The 24,102-nt window shown below is 73.3% G+C and carries 26 protein-coding genes; 20 read left to right on the plus strand and 6 right to left on the minus strand.

Features of this window, described 5'->3' with window-relative positions; all coding sequences use genetic code 11:
• Positions 1 to 184: 184 nt before the first annotated feature.
• A complete protein-coding gene (dnaE, locus tag ABEB00_RS26540) occupies positions 185 to 3,724 on the plus strand; it encodes a DNA polymerase III subunit alpha (RefSeq protein WP_345622832.1) in 3,540 nt (1,179 codons plus the stop codon).
• A 125-nt stretch (positions 3,725 to 3,849) separates the two neighbouring features.
• Here the strand turns inward: dnaE and ABEB00_RS26545 are convergent, their stop codons facing one another.
• The gene (locus tag ABEB00_RS26545) at positions 3,850 to 4,011 is read right to left on the minus strand and encodes a hypothetical protein (RefSeq protein WP_345622834.1); all 162 of its coding nucleotides are present in this window, start codon (positions 4,009 to 4,011) and stop codon (positions 3,850 to 3,852) included.
• Positions 4,012 to 4,245: 234 nt separating this feature from the next.
• On the opposite strand from ABEB00_RS26545, the gene ABEB00_RS26550 reads away from it, so the two are divergent.
• From ABEB00_RS26550 to ABEB00_RS26565, 4 genes are all read left to right on the plus strand, one after another.
• Positions 4,246 to 5,469: an NYN domain-containing protein gene (locus ABEB00_RS26550; protein WP_345622836.1), complete on the plus strand. Its 1,224-nt coding sequence runs from the start codon at positions 4,246 to 4,248 to the stop codon at positions 5,467 to 5,469.
• A gap of 143 nt (positions 5,470 to 5,612) precedes the next feature.
• Positions 5,613 to 6,587, plus strand: coding sequence for an ABC transporter ATP-binding protein (locus ABEB00_RS26555; protein WP_345622876.1), 975 nt, complete (start codon positions 5,613 to 5,615; stop codon positions 6,585 to 6,587).
• Between the two features lie 131 nt (positions 6,588 to 6,718).
• Complete coding sequence (locus tag ABEB00_RS26560) at positions 6,719 to 7,543, plus strand: ABC transporter permease (protein WP_345622877.1); 825 nt, start codon at positions 6,719 to 6,721, stop codon at positions 7,541 to 7,543.
• Positions 7,544 to 7,577: 34 nt separating this feature from the next.
• Entirely contained in the window at positions 7,578 to 8,387 is an 810-nt protein-coding gene (locus ABEB00_RS26565; RefSeq protein WP_345622837.1) for an AAA family ATPase, read from the plus strand.
• 14 nt (positions 8,388 to 8,401) lie between these two features.
• Here the strand turns inward: ABEB00_RS26565 and ybaK are convergent, their stop codons facing one another.
• From ybaK to ABEB00_RS26585, 4 genes are all read right to left on the minus strand, one after another.
• Positions 8,402 to 8,902: a Cys-tRNA(Pro) deacylase gene (ybaK, locus tag ABEB00_RS26570; protein WP_345622839.1), complete on the minus strand. Its 501-nt coding sequence runs from the start codon at positions 8,900 to 8,902 to the stop codon at positions 8,402 to 8,404.
• Positions 8,903 to 8,969: 67 nt separating this feature from the next.
• Complete coding sequence (locus tag ABEB00_RS26575; protein ID WP_345622841.1) at positions 8,970 to 9,710, minus strand: LON peptidase substrate-binding domain-containing protein; 741 nt, start codon at positions 9,708 to 9,710, stop codon at positions 8,970 to 8,972.
• Between the two features lie 11 nt (positions 9,711 to 9,721).
• Positions 9,722 to 10,762 (minus strand): hypothetical protein, encoded by a 1,041-nt coding sequence (locus tag ABEB00_RS26580; protein WP_425586569.1) that lies wholly within the window; start codon positions 10,760 to 10,762, stop codon positions 9,722 to 9,724.
• Positions 10,763 to 10,900: 138 nt separating this feature from the next.
• On the minus strand, positions 10,901 to 12,484 hold the full coding sequence (locus tag ABEB00_RS26585; RefSeq protein ID WP_345622844.1) for an oxidoreductase: 1,584 nt from the start codon (positions 12,482 to 12,484) through the stop codon (positions 10,901 to 10,903).
• 178 nt (positions 12,485 to 12,662) lie between these two features.
• Here ABEB00_RS26585 and hisD point away from each other — a divergent pair, with 178 nt between their 5' ends.
• The 8 genes from hisD to hisF all read left to right on the plus strand — a co-directional run bounded on the left by hisD (position 12,663) and on the right by hisF (position 18,470).
• Positions 12,663 to 13,988 carry a histidinol dehydrogenase gene (gene hisD, locus ABEB00_RS26590; RefSeq protein ID WP_345622846.1) on the plus strand — a complete coding sequence of 442 codons (1,326 nt, stop codon included), beginning with the start codon at positions 12,663 to 12,665 and terminating at the stop codon, positions 13,986 to 13,988.
• On the plus strand, positions 13,985 to 15,097 hold the full coding sequence (locus ABEB00_RS26595) for a histidinol-phosphate transaminase (protein ID WP_345622847.1): 1,113 nt from the start codon (positions 13,985 to 13,987) through the stop codon (positions 15,095 to 15,097). The genes hisD and ABEB00_RS26595 overlap by 4 nt, the downstream gene beginning before the upstream one ends.
• The gene (hisB, locus tag ABEB00_RS26600; RefSeq protein ID WP_345622849.1) at positions 15,094 to 15,687 is read left to right on the plus strand and encodes an imidazoleglycerol-phosphate dehydratase HisB; all 594 of its coding nucleotides are present in this window, start codon (positions 15,094 to 15,096) and stop codon (positions 15,685 to 15,687) included. The genes ABEB00_RS26595 and hisB overlap by 4 nt, the downstream gene beginning before the upstream one ends.
• Positions 15,684 to 15,848, plus strand: coding sequence for a hypothetical protein (locus tag ABEB00_RS26605; RefSeq protein WP_345622851.1), 165 nt, complete (start codon positions 15,684 to 15,686; stop codon positions 15,846 to 15,848). Before hisB ends, ABEB00_RS26605 begins: the two co-directional genes overlap by 4 nt.
• The gene (hisH, locus tag ABEB00_RS26610) at positions 15,839 to 16,492 is read left to right on the plus strand and encodes an imidazole glycerol phosphate synthase subunit HisH (protein WP_345622852.1); all 654 of its coding nucleotides are present in this window, start codon (positions 15,839 to 15,841) and stop codon (positions 16,490 to 16,492) included. The genes ABEB00_RS26605 and hisH overlap by 10 nt, the downstream gene beginning before the upstream one ends.
• A gap of 4 nt (positions 16,493 to 16,496) precedes the next feature.
• A complete protein-coding gene (gene priA / locus ABEB00_RS26615) occupies positions 16,497 to 17,219 on the plus strand; it encodes a bifunctional 1-(5-phosphoribosyl)-5-((5-phosphoribosylamino)methylideneamino)imidazole-4-carboxamide isomerase/phosphoribosylanthranilate isomerase PriA (RefSeq protein ID WP_345622854.1) in 723 nt (240 codons plus the stop codon).
• A gap of 88 nt (positions 17,220 to 17,307) precedes the next feature.
• The gene (locus ABEB00_RS26620; RefSeq protein WP_345622855.1) at positions 17,308 to 17,718 is read left to right on the plus strand and encodes a RidA family protein; all 411 of its coding nucleotides are present in this window, start codon (positions 17,308 to 17,310) and stop codon (positions 17,716 to 17,718) included.
• Positions 17,715 to 18,470, plus strand: coding sequence for an imidazole glycerol phosphate synthase subunit HisF (gene hisF / locus ABEB00_RS26625; RefSeq protein WP_345622857.1), 756 nt, complete (start codon positions 17,715 to 17,717; stop codon positions 18,468 to 18,470). The genes ABEB00_RS26620 and hisF overlap by 4 nt, the downstream gene beginning before the upstream one ends.
• A 45-nt stretch (positions 18,471 to 18,515) precedes the next feature.
• On the opposite strand, the gene ABEB00_RS26630 is transcribed toward hisF, so the two are convergent.
• Positions 18,516 to 19,151 carry a TIGR03085 family metal-binding protein gene (locus ABEB00_RS26630; RefSeq protein ID WP_345622859.1) on the minus strand — a complete coding sequence of 212 codons (636 nt, stop codon included), beginning with the start codon at positions 19,149 to 19,151 and terminating at the stop codon, positions 18,516 to 18,518.
• A 74-nt stretch (positions 19,152 to 19,225) separates the two neighbouring features.
• Here ABEB00_RS26630 and hisI point away from each other — a divergent pair, with 74 nt between their 5' ends.
• The 7 genes from hisI (at position 19,226) to trpM (ending at position 24,046) form a co-directional block, all read left to right on the plus strand.
• Positions 19,226 to 19,684, plus strand: coding sequence for a phosphoribosyl-AMP cyclohydrolase (gene hisI, locus ABEB00_RS26635; protein WP_425586570.1), 459 nt, complete (start codon positions 19,226 to 19,228; stop codon positions 19,682 to 19,684).
• 11 nt (positions 19,685 to 19,695) lie between these two features.
• Positions 19,696 to 21,213, plus strand: coding sequence for an anthranilate synthase component I (locus tag ABEB00_RS26640; protein WP_345622861.1), 1,518 nt, complete (start codon positions 19,696 to 19,698; stop codon positions 21,211 to 21,213).
• Between the two features lie 25 nt (positions 21,214 to 21,238).
• A complete protein-coding gene (locus ABEB00_RS26645) occupies positions 21,239 to 21,877 on the plus strand; it encodes a TIGR02234 family membrane protein (RefSeq protein ID WP_345622863.1) in 639 nt (212 codons plus the stop codon).
• Positions 21,878 to 21,997: 120 nt separating this feature from the next.
• On the plus strand, positions 21,998 to 22,255 hold the full coding sequence (locus ABEB00_RS26650; RefSeq protein WP_345622864.1) for an HGxxPAAW family protein: 258 nt from the start codon (positions 21,998 to 22,000) through the stop codon (positions 22,253 to 22,255).
• Positions 22,256 to 22,395: 140 nt separating this feature from the next.
• A complete protein-coding gene (locus ABEB00_RS26655; protein ID WP_425586571.1) occupies positions 22,396 to 22,866 on the plus strand; it encodes a DUF2752 domain-containing protein in 471 nt (156 codons plus the stop codon).
• A gap of 173 nt (positions 22,867 to 23,039) precedes the next feature.
• Positions 23,040 to 23,849 (plus strand): indole-3-glycerol phosphate synthase TrpC, encoded by an 810-nt coding sequence (gene trpC / locus ABEB00_RS26660; protein WP_345622867.1) that lies wholly within the window; start codon positions 23,040 to 23,042, stop codon positions 23,847 to 23,849.
• Positions 23,850 to 23,872: 23 nt separating this feature from the next.
• Entirely contained in the window at positions 23,873 to 24,046 is a 174-nt protein-coding gene (gene trpM / locus ABEB00_RS36135) for a tryptophan biosynthesis modulator TrpM (RefSeq protein WP_425586572.1), read from the plus strand.
• Positions 24,047 to 24,102: the final 56 nt, after the last annotated feature.

A 24,102-nucleotide genomic window follows, 5' to 3' on the forward strand; every position in this document is an offset into this window, starting at 1 on the left:
AGGGGGCGGGCGAGTGCCCGTCCCCCGGGGTCCCGGACGACACGCGGGGCCCCACCTGAAGGTACGCGGGTAGGCCCCCGGTACGTCAGTGGCGAGGCATAGACTTCGACGCCGACCCCCCGTACCGACCGCGGTCCGTCGTCCGCTGTTTCCCGTCGTCCACCGTTTCCCCAGGAGGCCGCCCGTGTCCAAGCCGCCGTTCACGCACCTGCACGTCCACACCCAGTACTCGCTGCTGGACGGTGCCGCGCGGCTGAAGGACATGTTCGACGCGTGCAATGAGATGGGCATGACCCACATCGCCATGTCCGACCACGGCAACCTGCACGGGGCCTATGACTTCTTCCACACCGCGAAGAAGGCCGGGGTCACCCCGATCATCGGGATCGAGGCGTACGTCGCCCCGGAGTCGCGGCGGAACAAGCGCAAGATCCAGTGGGGCCAGCCGCACCAGAAGCGGGACGACGTCTCCGGTTCCGGCGGTTACACCCACAAGACGATGTGGGCGACGAACAGCACCGGTCTGCACAACCTCTTCAAGCTCTCCTCGGACGCGTACGCCGAGGGCTGGCTGCAGAAGTGGCCCCGCATGGACAAGGAGACGATCTCCCAGTGGTCGGAGGGGATCGTCGCCTCCACCGGCTGCCCGTCCGGCGAGGTGCAGACCCGGCTGCGGCTCGGCCAGTTCGACGAGGCCGTCCGGGCCGCCTCCGACTACCAGGACATCTTCGGCAAGGACCGGTACTTCCTGGAGCTGATGGACCACGGCATCGACATCGAGCACCGGGTCCGCGACGGCCTGCTGGAGATCGGGAAGAAGCTCGGCATCCCGCCGCTGGTCACCAACGACTCGCACTACACGTACGCGCACGAGGCGACCGCCCACGACGCCCTGCTGTGCATCCAGACCGGCAAGAACCTCTCCGACCCGGACCGCTTCCGGTTCGACGGCACCGGCTACTACCTGAAGACCACCGACGAGATGTACGCCATCGACTCCTCGGACGCCTGGCAGGAGGGGTGCGCCAACACGCTCCTGGTCGCCGAGATGGTCGACACCGACGGCATGTTCGAGAAGCGCGACCTGATGCCGAAGTTCGACATCCCCGAGGGCTTCACCGAGGTCACCTGGTTCAAGGAGGAGGTCCGCCGGGGCATGGACCGCCGCTTCCCCGGCGGTGTCCCCGACGACCGGCAGAAGCAGGTCGAGTACGAGATGGACGTCATCATCCAGATGGGGTTCCCGGGCTACTTCCTCGTCGTCGCCGACTTCATCATGTGGGCCAAGAACCAGGGCATCGCGGTCGGCCCCGGCCGAGGCTCCGCGGCCGGCTCGATCGTGGCGTACGCGATGGGCATCACCGACCTCGACCCCATCCCGCACGGCCTGATCTTCGAGCGGTTCCTCAACCCCGAGCGCGTCTCCATGCCCGACGTCGACATCGACTTCGACGAGCGCAGGCGCGTCGAGGTGATCAGGTACGTGACGGAGAAGTACGGCGCCGACAAGGTCGCCATGATCGGCACCTACGGCAAGATCAAGGCGAAGAACGCCATCAAGGACTCCGCGCGCGTACTGGGCTACCCGTACGCCATGGGCGACCGCCTCACCAAGGCGATGCCCGCCGACGTCCTGGGCAAGGGCATCGACCTCAACGGCATCACGGACCCCACGCACCCCCGCTACGGCGAGGCCGGCGAGATCCGCGGGATGTACGAGAACGAGCCGGACGTGAAGAAGGTCATCGACACCGCCAAGGGCGTCGAGGGCCTGGTACGGCAGATGGGCGTGCACGCCGCCGGCGTGATCATGTCCAGCGAGCCCATCGTCGACCACGCCCCGATCTGGGTGCGGCACACCGACGGCGTGACCATCACCCAGTGGGACTATCCGCAGTGCGAGTCGCTCGGCCTGCTGAAGATGGACTTCCTCGGCCTGCGCAACCTGACGATCATGGACGACGCCGTCAAGATGGTGAAGTCCAACAAGGGCGTCGATCTCGACCTGCTGGCCCTGCCGCTCGACGACCCGAAGACCTTCGAACTCCTCCAGCGCGGCGACACCCTCGGCGTCTTCCAGTTCGACGGCGGCCCCATGCGCTCGCTGCTGCGGCTGATGAAGCCCGACAACTTCGAGGACATCTCCGCCGTCTCCGCGCTCTACCGTCCCGGCCCGATGGGCATGGACTCGCACACCAACTACGCGCTGCGCAAGAACGGCCTCCAGGAGATCACGCCGATCCACAAGGAGCTGGAGGAGCCCCTCCAGGAGGTCCTCGCGGTCACCTACGGCCTGATCGTCTACCAGGAGCAGGTGCAGAAGGCCGCCCAGATCATCGCGGGCTACTCGCTCGGCGAGGCCGACATCCTGCGCCGCGTGATGGGCAAGAAGAAGCCCGACGAACTGGCCAAGAACTTCACCATCTTCCAGGCCGGCGCCAAGAAGAACGGCTACAGCGACGAGGCCGTCCAGGCCCTGTGGGACGTGCTGGTCCCGTTCGCCGGCTACGCCTTCAACAAGGCGCACTCCGCCGCGTACGGACTGGTCTCCTACTGGACCGCCTACCTGAAGGCGAACCACCCCGCCGAGTACATGGCCGGGCTGCTCACCTCGGTCAAGGACGACAAGGACAAGTCGGCCGTCTACCTCAACGAGTGCCGGCGCATGGGCATCAAGGTGCTCCCGCCGAACGTCAACGAGTCGGTCCACAACTTCGCCGCCCAGGGCGACGACGTGATCCTCTTCGGCCTCGAAGCCGTCCGCAACGTCGGCACCAACGTGGTGGAGTCGATCATCAGGAGCCGCAAGGCCAAGGGCAAGTACGGCTCGTTCCCCGACTACCTCGACAAGGTCGAGGCGGTCGCCTGCAACAAGCGCACCACGGAGTCGCTGATCAAGGCGGGGGCCTTCGACACCCTCGGGCACACCCGCAAGGGCCTCACCGCGCACTTCGAACCGATGATCGACAACGTGGTCGCGGTCAAGCGCAAGGAGGCCGAGGGCCAGTTCGACCTCTTCGGCGGCATGGGCGAGGAGGAGACGACCGAGCCCGGCTTCGGACTCGACGTCGAGTTCACCACCGACGAGTGGGACAAGACCTATCTGCTCGCCCAGGAGCGCGAGATGCTCGGTCTCTACGTCTCCGACCACCCGCTCTTCGGCCTGGAGCACGTCCTCTCCGACAAGGCCGACGCGGGCATCTCCCAGCTCACCGGCGGCGACTTCGGCGACGGCGCGGTCGTCACCATCGGCGGCATCATCTCCGGCCTCCAGCGCAAGATGACCAAGCAGGGCAACGCCTGGGCCATCGCCACCGTCGAGGACCTGGCCGGCTCCATCGAGTGCATGTTCTTCCCCGCGACCTACCAGCTCGTGTCGACCCAGCTCGTCGAGGACGCGGTGGTGTTCGTCAAGGGCCGCCTCGACAAGCGGGAGGACGTGCCGCGCCTGGTCGCGATGGAGCTGATGGTCCCCGACCTGTCCAACGCCGGCACCAACGCACCCGTGGTGCTCACCATCCCGGCCACCCGCGTCACCCCGCCCATGGTCAGCCGGCTCGGCGAGATCCTCACCCACCACCGCGGCGACAGCGAGGTCCGGATCAAGCTCCAGGGGCCGACCCGGACCACGGTCCTGCGCCTGGACCGGCACCGGGTCAAGCCCGACCCGGCGCTCTTCGGCGACCTGAAGGTGCTGCTGGGCCCGGCCTGCCTCGCGGGCTGACCGACGGCCGTTCTTCCGTTCGAGGGGCGCGTCCGGCACCGGACGCGCCCCTCGGCGGGTGCCCGGCCCCCGCCCCCGTGCCGGTGCGAGGCGTGCCCGCCGGTACGGGAATGTCCGGTGTGGTGTCAGTTGTGGCCGAAGCGCTTCTGCCGCTTGCGGGAGACGACATCGGCCGGAGAGAGCTGCGGAGCGAGTTCCTCCCGCTCCCGCACGGCCGGCCGCGCCGTCTGCCGCGCGGGCTCGGCCTGCGACTGCTTGCGGTCACGGTTGCTCTTGTTCTTGGCCATGGTGGGTGCCTCCTGTGGGGGAATCTGGGGGCCAGGGCCGGCATCAGATTCACACAGATTCACACAGGCCGATAAAGAACGCATGTTGGACAATTACCGTCCGTGACAGGCTCTTAGCGGCCGTTCGTCGCCCAAACGCCACGCCGAAGATCGAGTTCCGGCCGTTAACCTCCGCGCGGTCGGGCAGACTCGAAGCAAGCCCGAAGCAAACCTCCCGGAAAGAGGGTGGATCGCGTGGACCGCTGCATCGTCCTGGTGGACGCCGGGTATCTGCTGGGGGCCGCGGCCAGTCTCCTCGCCGGGGAACCCTCGCGCTCCCGCATCACCGTGGACCACGCCGCCCTCGTCCAGGGCCTGAGGGAACGCGCGGAGGCCGACACCCAGCAGCCCCTGCTGCGCATCTACTGGTTCGACGGCGCCCCCGACCGCGTCCCCCAGCCCGAGCACCGCAGGCTGCGCGTGATGTCCCGGGTCACCGTCCGTCTCGGCGCCCTCACCCGCAGCGACGGCCGCTGGGCACAGAAGGGCGTGGACGCCGCGATGCACGCCGAACTGACCGAGCTGGCCCGCAACCGCGCCTGCTCCGACGTCGTCCTGGTCACCGGCGACGGCGACCTGCTGCCCGGCATGATGGCCGCCAAGGAGCACGGCGTCGCCGTCCACCTGTGGGCCGTGCAGGCCGCCGACGGCGACTACAACCAGTCCGAGGACCTGGTCGCCGAGGCCGACGAGCGGCGCGTCCTGGACCGGGCCTGGATCACCAAGGCCGTCCGCCCCAAGGAACTGACCGGGGTGTGCGCGCCGCCGCCGGCGCCCCGGCCCGAGATCGCCGCGATCCTCTCCGCGCCGCTGCCCGAGTCCGCGCACGCCGCCGAGTCCGCGCACGCCGCCGCCTCCGAGCGGCCCGCCGAGGAGCGGCCGCACCCCGCCGCCGCCCCCCGCAACGGCGCCGAGGAACGCGGCGCCGGCGCCAGGGGCGTACCCACCCCCAAGGACCTGGCCGCCCTGCGTGCCGGGACCCAGAGCGTCCCGCAGCCCACGAGCGCCACCCTGCGCTGGTCCTCCGACAAGGGCTGGGTGGACCGGCCGGCGGCCGAGCCCGCCGAGGCCGCCTCCATGCCGACCCTCGCCCAGCTCACCACCGCCGAGCAGCGCTGGGCCGACCGGGAGGAGGACATCACCACCGTCGGCGGCGACCCCTTCGAGGTCGGGCAGGTCTTCGCCCGCCGCTGGGTGGAGCGGCTCGGCGACAAGCTCCACCTGCAGAAGCTGTCCGGGATGTACCCCCGGGTCCCGCACCGCGTCGACGGTGAGCTGCTGCGCTACGCGGCCCGCTTCGGCCTGCTGGCCCACAAGGACGACCAGATCGACGAGCACGACCGGTACGCGATCAGGGCCGGGTTCTGGCGCGAGATCGGCGTACGGCCGGCGGAGGAGCACAGCCCCGCCGGAGAGTGAGGCCCCCGCCCGGCCGGGGTGCGCGGTGCGACCCGACCGGGGTGCGCGGTGCGACCCGAGCGCGGTGCGGCGGCGCCGACCCCGTAGGCTCGTCCCTTGTGAGTACGCGCGCGGCACAGGCACTTCGTCCCGGTGGCGATGCCGTGTGCGTGGTGCGCGGGCTGACCAAGACCTATCCGGCGGTACGCGGCCGGCGCGGCGCACCGGGCACCCCCGAGGTGCGTGCCACCGACGACGTGACGCTGCACATCCGGCGCGGGGAGATCTTCGGACTGCTCGGCCCGAACGGCGCCGGCAAGTCCACCCTCGTACGGCAGATGACCGGGCTGATGCGACCCGACGCCGGCACCGTGGAGATCCTCGGCCACGACATCGTGCGCCACCCGGAGCGGGCCGCCCGCATCCTCGCCTACCTCGGGCAGGAGTCCACCGCCCTGGACGAGCTGACCGTCTCCCTCGCCGCCGAGACCACCGGACGGCTGCGCGGCCTCGAAGTACGGCGGGCCCGCGCCGAGCGCGACGACGTCCTCGACGAACTCGGTCTCACGCCGCTCGCCGCCCGCCCGCTGAAGAAGCTCTCCGGCGGACAGCGCCGCCTGGCCTGCTTCGCCGCCGCGCTGGTCGGCGCCCGCCCGCTGCTCGTCCTGGACGAGCCCACCACCGGCATGGACCCGGTGGCCCGCCGGGCCGTCTGGGCGGCCGTGGACCGGCGCCGCGCCGAGCACGGCGCCACGGTGCTGCTGGTCACCCACAACGTCATCGAGGCCGAGACCGTACTGGACCGGGTCGCCGTCCTGGACCGGGGCCGGGTGATCGCCTGCGACACCCCCTCCGGCCTCAAGGAACAGGTGGCCGGCGAGGTCCGGGTCGACCTGGTGTGGCGCGAGGCCGCGCCGCTGCACGTCCCGGAGGTCGCCGCGCTCAGGGACCGGATCACCGAGTCGGGCCGCCGCTGGACGCTGCGGCTCGCGCCCGAGGAGGCCCGCGCGGTGGTCGCCACCGTCACCGGCGGAGCCGCCTTCGCCGCGCTGGACGACTTCACCCTGGCCACACCCAGCCTGGAGGACGTCTACCTGGCGCTGGGCGGCGCCGCCCGGCAGGGGCTGGTGAAGGCTTGAGCACCAGCGCCCCGCACTCGCCGGCCCGCCGGGCCGCGGCCCGGCCGGCCGGCGCGAGCCTGAGCACGACGGTCACCGGGCCCGTACGTACCGAACAGGACGAGCGCCGGAGCGAAGAGGAGCACCGCGACGTGAGTGTCGTACCCGCAGATGTCCTGCCGGGCGGTGTCCTGGCCGCCGACGAGCAGGGGGCCCGGGTCGCCGCCGAGCTGGGACCGCGGGCCCGGCTGTGGCCGTCGCTGGTGGCCGTCTACCGGGCTCAGCTCTCCCGGGCGCGGGTCGCCCGCATCCCGCTGCTGTTCGTGGCCACCTTCCAGTCCATCGGCATCATGGTGCTGATGCGCGGGGTGGTGGACGGCGGCGGCGAGGCGCAGGCCGTGGTGGCAGGCTCGGCGGTGCTGGTCGTGGCGTTCGTCGCGCTGAACCTGCTGGCGCAGTACTTCGGCCAGTTGCGGGCCAGCGGCGGCCTCGACCACTACGCCACCCTGCCCGTGCCGCCGGCCGCGGTGGTGCTGGGCGCGGCGGGCGCCTACGCCTCCTTCACCGTGCCGGGAACCGTGGTCACCGCGGTCTTCGGCTGCGTGCTCTTCGGGCTGCCGGTCACCCACCTGTGGGTGCTGATCGCCGTCATCCCGCTGGCCGGCGCCGCGCTGGCCGGGCTGGGCGCCGCGCTGGGCCTGCTCGCGCCCCGGCCCGAACTCGCCACCCTCCTGGGCCAGCTCGGCATGTCCGCGGCGCTGCTGCTCGGCGTGCTGCCGGCCGACCGGATGCCGGAGGCGGTGCGCTTCGCCCGGGACCTGCTGCCCTCCACCTACGGCGTGGAGGCGTTCGCGCGGACGTTCGGCGACGATCCCGACTGGGCCTTCGTCCTCGGCGACCTCGCCGTGTGCGGGCTGGTCGGCGTGGTCTCGCTGGCCGTCGCCACCTGGGCGTACCGCCGGGCCGCCGTCCGGTGACGCGTCGCACGGACGGGCCTGGCACGATGGCAGGGTGACCGCACCGCTGACGCCACCTCCGCCACCCCACGAACACTCGTCCGCACATGCCGCGCGGCAGGGGCGGCCGGTACCGCCGCCGGCCGGCGCGTCCGCGGTGGGCGCCGCGTTCGGCCAGTACGGCGAGGCGGACGGCCCCGGTCTGCGGACCGAGGTGCGCCAGGCCGCCGTGGTCGCGGTGGCGGTGACGGTCGCGGGGGCGCTCCTCGGCGTGGCGTGGTGGTGGCTCGCGCCGAGCGTGCCGCTCGTCGGCGACGTGGTCGACAAGAGCTGGGTGGTCTACCTGGCGGACTCCGAGGGCGAACAGGCGGTCGGGGTCGACGGCACCTTCACGCTGCTCGCGCTGGCCTTCGGGGCGCTCGGCGCGCTGGCCGTCTTCCTGCTGCGGCGGCGCGGGGGCGTGCCGTTCGTCGTGGCGCTGGGCGTCGGCGGCCTGCTCGGCTCGCTGCTGGCCTGGCGGGTCGGGGTCTGGCTCGGCCCGGCCGGGGACGTCGTCGCGCACGCCCGCGAGGTGGGCAAGGGCGTCACCTTCTCCGCACCGCTGAAGCTCGGGGCGAAGGGGGCGCTGCTGGCCTGGCCGCTCGCGGCCCTCGTCGTCCACCTCGGCCTCACCGCGCTGTTCGGCCCCCGGGACCCGGACCCGTACGCGCCGCACCATCAGCAGTACCAGCAGTACCAGCAGTACCAGCCGCACGATCGGCACCCGGACCCCGGCCCGGAGCCCCATCCGGGCCCACCCTCGGACCCCCACCCGGGCCCCCGGTCGGGCCCGGACCCGCAGCGGCCGGACCGGCCGGCCGGCTGAGCGGGGCGGCGGGATCAGGCCCGTCCGACGGGCGCGAGCACCGCGTCGGTGAGGCGGGCCAGGTCCGCGGGCGGCAGTTCGACCTCCAGGCCCCGGCGGCCCGCCGAGACGCAGATCGTGGCGTGCGCCGAGGCCGAGGCGTCCAGCACGGTGCGCAGCCGCTTGCGCTGGCCGAGCGGGGAGATGCCGCCCCGCACGTATCCCGTGGTGCGCTCGGCGAGCGCCGGGTCGGCCATCGCGGCCCGCTTGCCGCCCACCGCCGTGGCCAGCGCCTTCAGGTCCAGTTGGCCCGCGACCGGCACCACCGCGACCGTCAGCGCGCCGTCGACGTCGGCCACCAGCGTCTTGAACACCCGGTCCGGCGAGACCCCCATCGCCTCGGCGGCCTCCTCGCCGTAGGAGGGGTGGGCGGGGTCGTGCTCGTAGGCGTGCACGGTGTATGTCACGCCGGCCGCCGTGAGGGCCACCGTCGCGGGCGTTCCCCCCGCCTGCTGCTTCTTCGCCTTCTTCGCCATCGAGGGATGCGTTCCTCAGTTCGTGCGTCGGTGCGTCGGTGGGTCGGCGCGGGGGCGCGTCGGTGGGTCAGTTGAGGCTGGTCGGGCCGCGGGTCAGCTCGGCGGCCGGCAGCGAGGGCAGCGTGCGGATCACGGAGGTCTCGGTGCGCAGCAGCTTCAGCTCGTCGCGCAGCCGGGAGGCGGTGTCCGGTGCCTGGAGCAGGCGCTGCTTCGTCGGGATGTCCAGCATCATCGCCGCGGCGACCAGGTAGGAGACCACGCCTGGCTCGTCCGGCAGTTCGGCGCCGGTGGTCAGCGACCGCTCCCGCGCCCCTGCCAGCCGCTTCTGGTACTGGCGGAACGCCCGCAGCACCCCCTCGGCCAGCGCGCCCGCCTCGTCGCCGGGCTCCTCGCCCAGATGCTCCAGCTCGGCCACGAGGAACGGTCCGGAGGCGTCCACCGACAGCAGCCGCACCCGGGTCGTCCCGGTGGCCAGCACCTCGAAGGTGCCGTCGGCCCGCTCCCGGATCGTCGCCGCGTCGGCCACGCAGCCCACCCGGTGCAGCGCCTTGGCCGGGTCGGCGCCGAAGCCCTCGGCGGCCCCGCGCTCGGGCACCGCGGTCGGATCGGGCAGCCCCGGGAGGCTGGGGGCGACCTCGTGGCCGTCCCGGATCGCGACGACGGCGAATCGGCGCGGCTCCTCCTCGGGGGTCTTCAGCAGCTCGCGCATCATGGCGCGATAGCGCTCCTCGAACACATTGAGCGGAAGCACCAAGCCCGGGAAAAGCACCGAGTTCAGTGGGAAGAGCGGAAGCCGGACGGTGGTCACGTCGCAGAAGCCTAATGGTCGCCGCGACCGGCGCGGGAGCACCGCCCGTTCCAGGGCGGTGCCGGGGCCCCCGGTCCGCCCCGGGCCGCGGCGCCCCGGACCTCCTCCCGGACCGCCAGGAACCGGCCCAGCGGGTCGTCCGTGCCCCGGTCCCAGGGGAAGGAGGTGGCGTACGGGCCGGTCAGCCGCAGTTGCTCCGCCGCGTCCGGGCCGCGCCCCAGCCTGATCAGGACGTACGCCAGCAGATTGCGCAGTTCGGCGGGCCAGGGGTCGGCCGGCGGGAGGCCGGCCGACAGGGTGAGGGCCAGGTCGGCGGCGGTGTCCAGGCGGGCGCGCTCCACCGTGCCCGCGGTGCCGTCGGTCAGGTACCGGAAGGCCGCCCGCAGCGGCAGCGCCCGCACCAGCGAGCCCTCGGGGGCGTCCCGCGCGGCCGTCTCGGCGAAGTCGAGGCACTCGCGGTGGGCGCCGGGGGAGGCGGTGGCGAGGTACTCCAGCGCCGCGAGATGACAGCCGTAGTGGTGCGGGGCGCGGCGGACCGCCTCGGCCCACAGCCGTTCGAACTCGGCGTGCCCGGCCCGCCGGCCCCGGGCGGAGTCCAGGGCGATCCGCCAGGGCACCGGGTCGCTCCCGCCGGCCTCGGCGGCGGCCGTGACGGCGGGTGCGCTCTGGCGCAGCAGTTCGGCGCGGTCCGGCGACTGCCAGCAGCGGTCCACCGCCAGCCGGGCCCGCACCAGCAGTCCGTCCTGGTCGCCGGGGGCGGTGGTCTGCCAGGTCCGCAGCCACTCGGGGCGGGCATGGGCGAAGGCCGCCAGCCGTGCCGTGTAGCGGTCGCGGTGCTCCCACTCGGCGCTCTCGCGGGTGCCGGCCAGCAGTCCGGCGGCGGGTTCGTGGGCGCCGTGGGCCGCCGCGACCAGCGCCGGACCGAGCCGGTCGTCGGGTGCGTCGAGGAGCACCTCGTCGCCGACGGGGGCTTCGGCGGCCGGGCGCGGCGGGGTGCCGCGCAGCCGGGCCGAGCGAATCAACGCGCGTAGCCGAACCATGGTGTCGACCATTGAAAGTCGGCAGGTCGCGGGTGCGCCAGGGCCTTCACGGAACCTCTGGAAAGTTGTACGAAGGTAAGTAAAGGGAGAGTAAAAAGTGAAGATCTCTCTGCTTTCCCACGCGACCCGGCGCTTTCCCGCGGGGCGCTCTCACGCGCGGCGCAGCAGCCGCGTCGCTCCCGCCGCCACCGTCGTCGCCAGGATCCAGCCCAGCAGGATCAGTGCCACCGCCAGCCACTGCCGGCCGCCACCGAGCTGCCAGGCCCCGACCTGCCCCAGGTCGATCACGGGCAGCAGCAGGTCGAGGGCGAACAGGGCCGGGTCCCAGGCCGGGTGCTCGCCGCCCCGGACCGGCGGCCGCCCGATCCGCGCGAACGCCAGCGAACCGGCCGCCCAGAGCACCCCCATCCACACCGCGGCCCGCCCCGGCCGGTAGCCGTAGGCGACGGTCCAGTCCTGCACATAGCCCAAGAACTTGGCCGCCAGGGGCAGGCTGTCGCGGCGCCGGCGCTGCTTGGCGAGCAGCACCTTCCGGGCGTCCTCGTCCTCGCCGGCCGCCTTCAGCACGGCCGCGAGCCGCTCGTACGGCTCCGGGCGGTACTCCGCGGTCGCGGCGGCCACCCACTCCAGCCGCCGGGCCAGCGGGAACGGCCCCCGGGGCACCAGGGACTCGTAGCAGAACCCGCCCATGTGCAGCCGGCCGGGACCCGGCCAGCTCTCCGCCCGGTCCATCAGGTTCCCGATCCGCGCCCCGGACAGCACCACCCGGCCGAGCGCGGGGCCGCGCCCGAGGAAGCGCAGCTCGGGTGTCTGCACCCGGCGCAGCGTCAGCTCCTGGTCCTCGGCGAGGGTGAACAGCGCCTGCTCGAAGTCGACCGCGTCACCGAACCGCCCGTCGTCCAGCCGGATCCCGCCCTGGCACTCGAACGGCTGGACGCGTGTCCCCTCGGCCGGTGTCAGGCCGCCGAGCAGCCCGGTGCTGATGCCCGCCGGCGTCAGGTACAGCGTGCGCTCCACGCTGAGCTGGGGGGCGTTCAGCGCGAACCGGGCGCAGGGGTTGACCAGCCGGGCGCCGCGCAGGCTCAGCGACACACCGACCTGGGCGCCGCGCAGCCGCAGCTCGCCGAAGGACTGGAGCAGCTCGGCCTGGAAGTCCTGCCCGACCTTCAGGCCGTCGGCGGCGAGCGAGCGGCCGCCGCGGTCGCGGTACACGACCGCCTGGTTGAGCAGCAGGTCGGTGCCTATCCGCGCGTCGGTCAGCCGCACTCCGTTCGCGAAGCGGCAGCGCGGCAGGTGCAGATCGCCCTCGGTCTGCAGCCGGGCCGCCTCCAGCCGGGGCACCGCGCAGTCCACCAGCCGCACCGTGGTGAACCGGGTCTCCGGCAGCAGCACCTCCTGCTCGAACCGGCAGTTGCGCAGCTCCACGTAGGGCGCCACCGTGCCGCCCGCGAGGTTCACGGTGCCGCTGACCGCCACCCCGACCAGCTTCAGCGAGGAGACCCGCCCGGCCAGCGCGGGCGGACCGTCGAGCAGCAGCCAGCACACGACCCGGGCCCGCACCGTGCGCTCCGGGCCCCACGGCGGCCCGCCGTGCGGATCGTCGGCGGCCGCGTCACCGCTGCTCAGGTCGTACACACTGCCGTTGCGGAACGCCTGCCACATGCCGGCCTCGGCGGCGGTCAGGTCGTCCGGCAGTTCTCCGGCGTCGGCGCGCAGGCCGGCCCCCTCGCTCACAGTGGTTGCCTCTCTCCTCTGCTACTCACGAGTCATCAGTTCCTTACACCGTTCATGCCCGCTGAGTGAGGGCGCGAACACTCGCAGTGAGCTAAACCTTGTCCCGGTCCGGACCGTTCTGTATCAGCCATTGATACGCGCGGACGGTGCCCGATACGGGTCTGCGAGAATTGGTCGCGTGATCTCCCGAATCGATCTGCGCGGCGACGCCCTCCCCGAGGGACCGGCCCTGCGCGAGCTGCTGCCCCGAGCCGACTTCGACGTCTCGGCCGCCCTGGAGAAGGTGCGGCCGATCTGCGAGGACGTGCGGCATCGGGGCGACGCGGCGCTGATCGACTTCGCCGAGCGGTTCGACGGTGTCGAGCTGGACCGCGTACGGGTCCCGGCCGAGGCGCTCACCCGCGCCCTCGCGGAGCTGGACCCGGCCGTGCGCGCGGCCCTGGAGGAGTCGATCCGCCGCGCCCGCCTCGTCCACCGCGCCCAGCGCCGCACCACCCGCACCACCCAGGTCGTGCCCGGCGGCTCGGTCACCGAGAAGTGGGTCCCGGTCGACCGCGTGGGCCTCTACGCGCCCGGCGGCCGCTCGGTCTACCCGTCCTCCGTGATCATGAACGTGGTGCCCGCCCAGGAGGCCGGCGTCCCCTCGATCGCGCTCGCCTCCCCGGCCCAGGCCGACTTCGGCGGACTGCCGCACCCCACCATCCTCGCCGCCTGCGCCCTGCTCGGCGTGGACGAGGTGTACGCGGCCGGCGGCGCCACCGCCGTCGCGATGTTCGCCTACGGCACCGAGTCCTGCCCGCCCGCCGACATGGTCACCGGCCCCGGCAACATCTGGGTGGCCGCCGCCAAGCGCTACTTCACCGGCCGGATCGGCATCGACGCCGAGGCCGGCCCGACCGAGATCGCCGTCCTCGCCGACGGCACCGCCGACCCGGTGCACGTCGCCGCCGACCTGATCAGCCAGGCCGAGCACGACCCGCTGGCCGCCGCCGTCCTGGTCACCGACTCCGCGGCGCTGGCCGACGCGGTGGAGCGGGAACTGGCCCCCCAGGTCGAGGCCAGCAAGCACGTCGCGGACCGGATCCGCCCGGCCCTGGCCGGCCGGCAGTCCGCGATCGTCCTGGTCGACGGCGTCGAGGAGGGCCTGCGGGTGGTCGACGCCTACGGCGCCGAACACCTGGAGATCCAGACCGCCGCCGCCGCCGCCGTCGCCGACCGGGTGCGCAACGCCGGCGCGATCTTCATCGGCCCCTGGGCGCCCGTCTCACTGGGCGACTACGCGGCCGGGTCCAACCACGTCCTGCCCACCGGCGGCTGCGCCTGCCACTCCTCCGGCCTCTCCGTCCAGTCCTTCCTGCGCGGCATCCACATCGTCGACTACACCAGGGACGCGCTGGCCGAGGTCGCGCACCACGTGGTGACGCTGGCCGAGGCGGAGGACCTGCCCGCGCACGGCGCGGCGATCAAGGCGAGGTTCGAGTGGAAGGTCCCCGAGGGCAAGTGAGCGACGTGACCATCGACGACCTCCCGGTACGGGACGAACTGCGCGGCAAGTCACCGTACGGCGCCCCGCAGTTGGACGTGCCCGTCCGGCTGAACACCAACGAGAACCCCTACCCGCTGCCCGAGGCGCTCGTCGAGCGGATCACCGAACGGGTGCGCGAGGCGGCCCGCCACCTCAACCGCTACCCGGACCGGGACGCGGTCGAGCTGCGCACCCGGCTCGCCGAGTACCTGACCCGGACGGCCGGACACCCGGTCGGCGTCGAGCGGGTCTGGGCCGCCAACGGCTCCAACGAGGTGATCCAGCAACTGCTGCAGACCTTCGGCGGACCGGGCCGCACCGCCATCGGCTTCGAACCCTCGTACTCGATGCACGCCCTCATCGCCCGCGCCACCAACACCGGCTGGATCCCGGGTCCGCGCGACGAGGACTTCACCATCGACCTCGCGGCGGCCGAGCGGGCCATCGCCGAGCACCGGCCCGACGTCGTCTTCATCACCACCCCCAACAACCCCACCGGCACCGCGGTCCCGCGCGAGACGGTCCTCGCCCTGTACGAGGCGGCGCAGGCCGCCAGGCCGTCGATGGTCGTGGTGGACGAGGCGTACGTCGAGTTCAGCCACGGCGACTCGCTGCTGCCGCTCCTCGAAGGCCGCCCGCACCTGGTGGTCTCCCGCACGATGTCCAAGGCGTTCGGCGCGGCGGGGCTGCGCCTCGGCTACCTCGCCGCCGACCCGGCCGTGGTCGACGCCGTCCAGTTGGTCCGGCTGCCGTACCACCTCTCCGCCGTCACCCAGGCCACCGCCCTGGCCGCCCTGGAGCACACCGACACCCTCCTCGGCTACGTCGAGCAGCTCAAGGCCGAGCGGGACCGGCTCGTCGCCGAACTGCGCGGGGCCGGCTACCAGGTGACCGAGTCCGACGCCAACTTCGTCCAGTTCGGCCGGTTCGAGGACGCGCACGCCGTCTGGCGGCGGATCCTCGACCGGGGCGTACTGGTCCGCGACAACGGCGTACCGGGATGGCTGCGGGTGACCGCGGGCACCCCGGCCGAGAACGACGCGTTCCTCGACGCGGTCCGTGAACTGAAGAAGGAGCGATACGCATGAGCCGCGTTGGGCGCGTCGAGCGCACCACCAAGGAGACCTCGGTCCTCGTCGAGATCGACCTCGACGGCACCGGCAGGACCGACATCGCCACCGGCGTCGGCTTCTACGACCACATGCTCGACCAGCTCGGCCGGCACGGTCTGTTCGACCTCACCGTGAAGACCGAGGGCGACCTGCACATCGACTCCCACCACACCATCGAGGACACCGCCCTCGCGCTGGGCGCCGCCTTCAAGCAGGCCCTCGGCGACAAGGTGGGCATCTACCGCTTCGGCAACTGCACGGTCCCGCTGGACGAGTCCCTCGCCCAGGTCACCGTCGACCTCTCCGGCCGCCCCTACCTGGTGCACACCGAGCCCGAGACCATGGCGCCGATGATCGGCGAGTACGACGTCACCATGACCCGGCACATCCTGGAGTCCTTCGTCGCCCAGGCCCAGGTCGCGCTGCACGTCCACGTGCCCTACGGCCGCAACGCCCACCACATCGTGGAGTGCCAGTTCAAGGCGCTCGCCCGCGCCCTGCGCTACGCCTCCGAGCGCGACCCGCGCGCCGCCGGCATCCTTCCCTCCACGAAGGGCGCGCTGTGAACGGCACGTCCACCGCGCTGATCGTCGTCGGGCTCTTCCTGCTCGGCGGGATCTACTCGTTCGCCAAGCAGCAGATGCCCAAGAGCCTCATCGTGCTGCTCTCCATCGGCGCCGGCCTGTGCCTCCTGGCCGGCGTCCTGCGGCTGGAGGTGTGGAATTGAGCACCGCGCGCACCAAGAAGGTCGTCGTCTTCGACTACGGCTTCGGCAACATCCGCTCCGCCGAACGCGCCCTCGCCCGGGCCGGCGCCGACGTGGAGATCACCCGCGACTACGACACCGCCATGAACGCCGACGGCCTGCTGGTCCCCGGCGTCGGCGCCTTCGCCGCCTGCATGAAGGGCCTGAAGGAGGTACGCGGCGACTGGATCGTCGACCGGCGGCTGGCCGGCGGACGCCCCGTGCTGGGCATCTGCGTCGGCATGCAGATCCTCTTCGCGCGCGGCATCGAGCACGGCGTGGCGGCCGAGGGCCTGGACGAGTGGCCCGGCACGGTCTCGCCCCTGGAGGCCGACGTCGTGCCCCACATGGGCTGGAACACCGTCGACGCCCCGGCGGGCTCGCGGCTCTTCGCCGGGCTCGACGCGGACACCCGCTACTACTTCGTGCACTCCTACGCCGTCCACGACTGGTCCCTCCAGACCCACAACCCGCTGATCGCCGCTCCCCAGGTCACCTGGTCCACCCACGGCAAGCCCTTCGTGGCCGCCGTGGAGAACGGCGCCCTGTGGGCCACCCAGTTCCACCCCGAGAAGTCCGGCGACGCCGGTGCCCAGCTCCTCACCAACTGGATCGGAACCCTGTAGCGACATGGCCAAGCTCGAACTGCTCCCCGCCGTCGACGTCCGCGACGGCCAGGCCGTCCGCCTCGTGCACGGCGAGTCCGGCACGGAGACGTCCTACGGCTCCCCCCTGGAGGCCGCCCTCGCCTGGCAGTCCGCCGGCGCCGAGTGGCTGCACCTGGTCGACCTCGACGCGGCCTTCGGCACCGGCGACAACCGCGCGCTGATCGCCGAGGTCGCGCAGGCCATGGACATCAAGGTGGAGCTGTCCGGCGGCATCCGCGACGACGCCACCCTCGCCGCCGCGCTCGCCACCGGCTGCCGCCGGGTCAACCTGGGCACCGCCGCCCTGGAGACCCCCGAGTGGGTCGCCGAGGTCATCGCCGGGCACGGCGACCGGATCGCGGTCGGCCTGGACGTACGCGGCACCACGCTGCGCGGCCGGGGCTGGACCCGGGACGGCGGCGACCTCTACGAGACGCTGGCCCGCCTCGACCGGGAGGGCTGCGCCCGCTACGTGGTCACCGACATCGCCAAGGACGGCACCCTCCAGGGCCCCAACCTGGAACTGCTGAAGAACGTCTGCGCGGCGACCGACCGCCCCGTGGTCGCCTCGGGCGGCGTCTCCTCCCTGGACGACCTGCGCGCACTCGCCGGTCTCGTCCCGCTCGGTGTCGAGGGCGCCATCGTCGGGAAGGCCCTCTACGCGAAGGCGTTCACCCTGGAAGAGGCCTTGGAGGCCGTGTCTTGAGCATCTCCCACACGTCGAAGATCCCGGCCGTGACGGCCGGGACGACCATGCCGGCCGTGCCGGCCCTCCCGGGCAAGGACACCACGTCATGACCGAGGCCGTGCGGCGGGTACAGAGCGGCAGCGCCTGGGAAGAGGCCTTCGGCTTCTCCCGCGCCGTGGCGGCCGGCGACCGGGTGCTGGTCGCGGGCACGACCTCGTTCAAGGGCGACGTGGTCTACGGCGAGGGCGACCCGTACGAACAGGCCAAGGTCGCCTTCACCACCGCCCTGGAGGCGATCGGCGCGTACGGCGTCGGCATCGAGTCCGTGATCCGCACCCGGGTGTACCTGGCGCACGCCCGGGACGTCGACGCGGTGGGCCGGGCCCACAAGGAGCTGTTCGACGCCGTACGCCCGGTCACGACCCTCCTGGTCGTGCAGGGCTTCATCGACTCCCGGGTCCTGGTGTCGGTGGAAGTGGAAGCATTCAGAGGCACACCGGAGGAACTGCGGCCATGACCCTGGCGGTCCGAGTCATCCCCTGCCTGGACGTGGACAACGGCCGGGTCGTCAAGGGCGTCAACTTCCAGAACCTGCGCGACGCGGGCGACCCCGTCGAGATGGCCAAGGTGTACGACGCCGAGGGCGCCGACGAGCTGACGTTCCTGGACATCACCGCCTCCTCCGGCGACCGCGAGACCACCTACGACGTGGTGCGCCGCACCGCCGAGCAGGTCTTCATCCCGCTCACCGTCGGCGGCGGCGTACGCACCGCCGACGACGTGGACAGGCTGCTGCGGGCCGGCGCCGACAAGGTGGGGGTCAACACCGCCGCGATCGCCCGGCCCGACCTGATCCGCGAGATCGCCGAGCGCTTCGGCCGACAGGTCCTGGTCCTGTCGGTCGACGCCCGCCGCACCCCGGCCGGCGGCTTCGAGGTCACCACCCACGGCGGCCGCCGGGGCACCGGCATCGACGCCGTGGAGTGGGCGCACCGCGCCGCCGACCTGGGCGCCGGCGAGATCCTGCTCAACTCCATGGACGCCGACGGCACCAAGGACGGCTACGACCTGGAGATGATCGCGGCCGTCCGGGGGCACGTCACCGTCCCCGTCATCGCCTCCGGCGGCGCCGGACGGCTCGCCGACTTCGGGCCGGCCATCGACTCCGGCGCGGACGCGGTGCTCGCCGCCTCCGTCTTCCACTTCGGCGACCTGCGCATCGGCCAGGTCAAGGAGACCTTGCGGGAGGCGGGCCACCCCGTACGGTGACCCGCGGCCCGGCCGCCCGGTCCGCGGGCCGGAGCGGCTCTTCGCTCAGATGCCGAGCTGCTTCGACTCGTGCAGCCGGGCGATCGCCTCCTTGTCGCCGTCCAGCTCCACCACGGCCGCGCTCTGCCGCCCGAAGGCGAACAGCAGCAGTTCGGACGGCTCGCCCGTCACCGTCACCACCGGGGTGCCGCGGTGCGCGACCGCCGTCTGCCCGTCCGGGCGGCGCAGCACCAGCCCCGTCGGCGCGCCCCGGCCCGTCAGCCGGGCGGTGCGCTCCAGGCGGGACCAGAGGGCGTCCTGGAAGACCGGGTCCAGCTCGCGCGGCGCCCAGTCCGGCTGGGCCCGGCGGATGTCCTCGGTGTGGACGTAGAACTCGACCGTGTTCGCCGCCTCGTCGACCTGCTTGAGGGAGAACGGCGAGAACCGCGGCGGGCCGGTGCGGATGAGCTGGATCAGCTCCTCGTAGGGCTTCCCGGTGTACTCCTGCGTCACCCGGTCGAGGCGGGACGCCAACTGCTTGATCAGGGTGCCACCGGCGGCGTCCGGCCGGCGTTCGCGCACCACCACGTGGGCGGCGAGGTCGCGGGTGCGCCACCCGTCGCACAGGGTGGCGGCCTCCGGGCCCGCCGTCTCCAACAGATCCGCGAGCAGAAGCCGTTCACGCTTGGCGAAAGTCGACATGACGCCCAGCCTACGGCCGCGCACCGGGTCCGCCCAGTGGACGGGGCCGGGCAGTCTGCCGCCCACCCGGCACAATGGTCACCATGACCCGCACGTCCCCCGAGCGGCCCAGCGCGCTCGCCCCGGAACTCGCCGCCCGCCTCAAGCGCACCCCCGACGGCCTCCTCCCGGCCATCGCGCAGCAGTACGACACGGGGGAGGTGCTGATGCTCGGCTGGATGGACGACGAGGCGCTGCACCGCACGCTGACCACCGGCCGCTGTACCTACTGGTCGCGCAGCCGGAACGAGTACTGGGTCAAGGGGGACACCTCCGGCCACTTCCAGTGGGTCAGGTCGGTCGCCCTGGACTGCGACGCCGACACGGTCCTGGTCAAGGTCGACCAGGTCGGCGCCGCCTGCCACACCGGCGCCCGGACCTGCTTCGACGCCGACGTCCTGCTCGCCGACGCCGAGGCCGGCGGCGAGGCCGACGCCGAGGCCGGCGCGGGGGCGGGCACCGGCGCCGACGACGCGCCCGCCGCCGATCAGTAAGGTCTGCCGCCATGGACCTCGACACCTTCCGCAAGCTGGCCGCCGACCGCCGCGTCATCCCCGTCTCCCGCAAGCTCCTCGCCGACGGCGACACCCCGGTCGCGCTCTACCGCAAGCTCGCCGCCGAGCGCCCCGGCACCTTCCTGCTGGAGTCCGCCGAGAACGGGAGATCCTGGTCCAGGTACTCCTTCGTCGGCGTGCGCAGCGCCGCCACGCTCACCGAGCGGGACGGGCAGGCCCACTGGCTGGGCACGCCGCCCGTCGGCGTCCCCGTCGAGGGCGACCCGCTCGCCGCCCTGCGGGCCACCGTCGAGGCCCTGCACACCCCCCGCGACCTCGCCCAGGACCTGGGCCTGCCGCCCTTCACCGGTGGCATGGTCGGCTACCTCGGCTACGACATCGTGCGCCGCCTGGAGAAGGTCGGACCGGGCGGCCGCGACGACCTGCACCTCCCCGAGCTGACCATGCTGCTCACCAGCGACCTCGCCGTCATGGACCACTGGGAGGGCTCGGTCCTGCTGATCGCCAACGCGATCAACCACAACGACACCGCCACCGGCGTCGACGAGGCGTACACCGACGCCGTGGCCCGCCTGGACGCCATGGAGGCCGACCTGTCACGCGCGGTGGCCCAGCCGCCCGCCGCGCTGCCCCCCTCCGAGCTGCCCGAGTACACCGCCCGCTGGGGCGGCCCCGACTTCCGGCGGGCCGTCGAGGACGTCAAGGAGCGCATCCGCGCGGGCGAGGCGTTCCAGGTGGTGCCCTCGCAGCGGTTCGAGACGCCGTGCACGGCGAGCGCCCTGGACGTCTACCGGGTGCTGCGGGCCACCAACCCCTCCCCGTACATGTACCTGTTCCGCTTCGACGGCTTCGACGTCGTCGGCTCCTCCCCGGAGGCGCTGGTCAAGGTCGAGGACGGGCGGGCCATGGTCCACCCCATCGCCGGCACCCGGCACCGCGGCGCCACGCCCCAGGAGGACCAGGCCCTCGGCGAGGAACTGCTCGCCGACCCCAAGGAGCGCGCCGAGCACCTCATGCTGGTCGACCTCGGCCGCAACGACCTGGGACGGGTCTGCGAACCGGGCTCGGTCGAGGTCGTCGACTTCATGTCCGTCGAGCGCTACTCCCACGTCATGCACATCGTCTCCACCGTGACCGGACGGGTGGCGCCGGGCCGCACCGCCTTCGACGTACTCACCGCCTGCTTCCCGGCCGGCACCCTCTCCGGCGCCCCCAAGCCGCGCGCCCTGCAGATCATCGACGAACTGGAGCCCTCCCGGCGCGGCCTGTACGGCGGCTGCGTCGGCTACCTCGACTTCGCCGGCGACTCCGACACCGCCATCGCCATCCGCACCGCCCTGCTGCGCGACGGCGTCGCCCACGTCCAGGCGGGCGCCGGCGTCGTCGCCGACTCCGACCCGGCCGCCGAGGACGCCGAGTGCCGCAACAAGGCCGCCGCGGTGCTGCGGGCCGTGCACACCGCCAACCGGCTCGGCGGACGGGACGAGGCTCACACGAACCCCGGGTGACCGGACACCCCGGGTTCAGGCGATAGTGGGGTACGTGACTGCCGTACCTCACCCCCGTTCCGAAGCGCGTCCCGCCGGCTCCGGCCGCCGCAGCCTCGCCCTCGCGCTGCTCTGCGGCGCCCTGGGCGCGGCCGTGGCCCTGCTCGCGACCCGGCAGCGGTGGTCCGAGGGCACCGCCACGGTGGCCGGCGGCGACTTCCCGCTGACCGCCACGGGCAGCGACGTCACGGGCGTGCCCGCCGCGCTCGCCATAGTGGGCCTGGCCGCCCTCGTCGCCGTCTTCGCCGTCCGCCGCACCGGCCGGTACGCGGTGGCCGCCCTGCTCGCGCTCTGCGGCGCGGGTACCGTCGCCGCCGCCCTGTTCGGCGCCTCCGACAGCTCCGCGCTGGACGACAAGGCCGCCGAGGCGGCCGGTTCCACCTCGGCCACCGTGGACACCCTCTCCCACACCGCTTGGCCCTACGTGGCGGTCGCGGGCGGTGTGCTGCTGCTCGTCGCCGGGCTGCTCGCCCTGCGCTACGGCAGGCTCTGGCCCTCGATGTCCGGCCGCTACGAGCGCTCCGGCGCCCCCCGCCCGCGCCGTGCCGCGCCGCCCGTCGACCCCGACCGCCCCGAGGACCTGTGGAAGGCCATCGACCGGGGCGAGGACCCGACCGGAGCCTGAACCCCGGGCCACGCGGCCGTGCCCGCAGCGGCCACCCCCGGCTCACGCGTCGCGCGCGGGTGCGGGAGAATGGTCAGGAGCGCCGTGCTCGGACAGGTACACAGCAACGAGGAGCCAGCAATGTCGGACAGCAGCCACGGTCACACCCCGGCCGCCTGGACCGGTGTCATCATCGCCTTCATCGGTTTCTGCGTCGCGGGCGTCTTCATGGTGGCGGCCCAGCCGGTGGGCTTCTGGGCCGGTATCGCCCTCACCCTCCTCGGCGCGGTCGTCGGCGGCATCATGCGCGCGATGGGCATGGGCCAGCCCAAGGACACCCACCCGGTGCACGCGACCACCGACACGAGCAAGGCGCAGCCCGCCGGCGTCAAGGGCTGACGGACGCGCACGACTTCGCCGAGGGGCGGCGGGCACCAGGGTGGACCAGGGTGCCCGGCCGCCCCTCGCGCGCGTGCCGGGGCGACCGGCCCCGAACGGGCGCGGCGCCGGACCCGCCGCCGGGCACGACGCGGGGCACAATGCGGGGCATGGACGCCGACAGGCCGGATCTCGCCACCTCCGCCGGGACACCCCCGCACCCGCCCGCCGCCCGGCCCCTCGCGGCCCGCCTCGCCCTCCCCGCCGGAGTGCTCGCCGCCGTCGCCGGAGCCTTCGCCTACGTCGGCGCCGTGGACCCCTACCAGCCCGGCCACTACCCGGTCTGCCCGCTGCTGCGCTTCACCGGCCTCTACTGCCCCGGCTGCGGCGGACTGCGCAGCGCCCACGCGTTCGTCCACGGCGACCTCCCGGCCGCCCTCCAGGCCAACGCGCCCGCCGTCCTCGGCTACCTGGCCTTCGCCGTCCTGTGGACCGCCTGGGCGGTCCGCGCGGCGCGCGGCAGGCCGCTGCGGCTCGCCCTCGGCCCCGCCCACCTGTGGACGCTGGGCGCGCTGCTGCTGCTGTTCACCGTTGTCCGGAACCTGCCGTTCGGTGGCCGACTGCACCCTTGATCACACCCTGGAGGACCGGGTAAAGGGACCGGCGTCCTCCGGATGTGAGGCCCATGCCCTCCTGCGGATACCATCGAGGTGACCACCGGTTCCCGTACGGCGATCCGCCCGGTGCGGCGGACCCCGGCGGGAACCGCATCGAGAACCCGACCGACTGGAAGGGGGCCGCTCGCGTGAGTGTGCTCGACGAGATCATCGACGGAGTCCGTGCCGACCTCGCGGAGCGGCAGGCGGGCGTCAGCCTCGACGAGCTGAAGGAGCGCGCGGCCAAGGCGCCGGCGCCCAGGGACGGCCTCGCCGCGCTCAAGGGCGACGGCGTCAAGGTCATCTGCGAGGTCAAGCGCTCCAGCCCCTCCAAGGGCGCGCTGGCCGCCATCGCCGACCCCGCGGCGCTCGCCGCGGACTACGAGGCGGGCGGCGCCGCCGTCATCTCCGTCCTCACCGAGCAGCGCCGCTTCGGCGGTTCGCTGGCCGACCTGGAGGCCGTCCGCGCGAGCGTGGACATCCCCGTCCTGCGCAAGGACTTCATCGTCACCTCGTACCAGCTCTGGGAGGCCCGGGCCTACGGCGCCGACCTCGCGCTGCTGATCGTCGCGGCCCTGGAGCAGTCGGCGCTGGAGTCGCTGATCGAGCGCGCCCACTCCATCGGCCTGACCCCGCTGGTCGAGGTGCACGACGAGGACGAGGTGGACCGCGCGGTGCAGGCCGGCGCCAAGGTCATCGGCGTCAACGCGCGCAACCTCAAGACGCTGGAGGTCGACCGCGGCACCTTCGAGCGGGTCGCCCCGGAGATCCCCGAGGGCCTGGTGAAGATCGCCGAGTCCGGCGTCCGCGGCCCGCACGACCTCATCGCCTACGCCAACGAGGGCGCCGACGCCGTCCTGGTCGGCGAGTCGCTCGTCACCGGCCGCGACCCCAAGGGCGCGGTGGCCGACCTGGTGGCCGCGGGCACCCACCCCGCGCTGCGGCACGGCCGGAGCTGACCGGCCGATAGGCTTGGCTCGCGATGACCGTTCCCCGCACCCTGACGCCCCGGGACCCGTACGCCCGCCTCGCGCGCGGCTGCCGCCCCCGGGGCTGTCGCGCGCCCGCGCGCCGCGTCCACGGGCGCAGGGTGAGGTACGTCATCGGTGACGAACCGGGACAGGTCAACGGCCGCCGATGGCAGCGCGCCCTATAGGGGCGCGGGACTCTGTCCGACGCGCGGCCACCGCTCGACGCGCGGCCACCGCTCGA

Source organism: Streptomyces ziwulingensis (assembly GCF_039542605.1).
Classification (GTDB): Bacteria; Actinomycetota; Actinomycetes; order Streptomycetales; family Streptomycetaceae; genus Streptomyces; species Streptomyces ziwulingensis.